This is a genomic window from Kitasatospora sp. NPDC093558 (genome assembly GCF_040683475.1).
Lineage (GTDB): Bacteria > Actinomycetota > Actinomycetes > Streptomycetales > Streptomycetaceae > Kitasatospora.
Window position 1 is genome coordinate 1 of the sequence record NZ_JBFBDY010001330.1, and the last position, 1131, is coordinate 1131.

Annotated in this window: 1 protein-coding gene and 1 pseudogene; both read right to left on the reverse strand. The window is 74.7% G+C overall.

The genetic code is table 11. The annotated features are described in order from the left end of the window. The coding region (locus AB0O00_RS40740) for a S1C family serine protease (RefSeq protein ID WP_363659700.1) at nucleotides 1-308 on the reverse strand (308 nt) is incomplete at its 3' end. 88 nt (nucleotides 309-396) lie between these two features. After that, nucleotides 397-1131: pseudogene (locus AB0O00_RS40745) on the reverse strand (hypothetical protein); the annotation flags it as partial.

The window sequence follows — 1131 nt, forward strand, 5'->3', positions numbered from 1 at the left end:
AGGTCGGAGAGCGGATCGGTGCCGATGGTGTGGAAGGGCGCGGTGGTGCCGTCGCCGAAGGCGAGGGTGCCGGCGTCGGCGTGGCCGACGACGTGGGCGTTGGTCAGGAGGAAGCCGTCGTCCGTGAAGACCACGGCGGAGCCGAGCGCGGTGGAGAACCAGCCGTCCCGGCCGCGCCGGGGCACCTGGAGGGCGGCGACCCTGGGGGTCACGGCCGCCGCCACCGTGGTCACGATGCGCGAGTAGGAGTCCAGGGCCTCCGAACCGTCCTCGGTGGCTCGGCCCGGCCCTGGGATTGTGTCGGCCACGATGCTGCCCCTTCCGCTGGTGCGGGTTCTCCCAGGTGGCAACAACGCGGAGCCGTCCGGGCTTCCGCCACAACCGTTCCCGCTCGCGCTACTCCAGCGAGCCGCTCAGCAGCGCCGCCGCCGCGCAGGTGGAGGGGGCGGGGCCGCTCGCCGGCTGGCCGACCTGGCGGCAGGTGACGGTGACGGTGAGTTTCTGCTTCTCACCGATGAGGATCGGCGAGGCCCAGTGGAAGTCCTGCTCGCGGAAGTTCTCCAGGGCGGGCGCGAGCAGCGGGGCGTCGCCGACGGCGATGGTGATCGACCCGGAGTCGCCCTGCGGGTTCTCCAGGACGAGGTCGGTCAGCCGCAGCGTCTTGCCGTCCGGCACCTGGTAGGTCTCGGTGTGGGTGGAGCCGGCCGGGGCGGTGGCCTTGAGCCGCTGGGAGAACAGCGCCGCCCCCGGCGCGGGCACCAGCCCGGTGCCGGGCGTCACCGCCGGATGCGGCGAGGCCGTTCCCGCCCCCGAGGCCGCCTGCTGCGCGGCCTGTTGGGCGGCCGTGGCGGCGCCCTGGGCGTCGGCGGCCTTCTGCTTGGCCTCCGCCGCCTGCGACTGCGCGGCCGCGACCGGACTGGCCACGGCGTTCTTCGCGGTCGAGCGCACGGCCGGCTTCAGCAGCCCGAACCAGGCCGCCGCGAGCGCCCCGGCCAGCGCCACCACCGCGATCGCCGCCTTCAACAGGCCCTTGGGCAGGACCGGTTGCTGGAGGTAGGTGCCGTCCAGCGCGATCGGCTCGCCCTCCTGCGGGGTCACGACCACCTGGAACGCGTGCGGCACCGCCGTGCC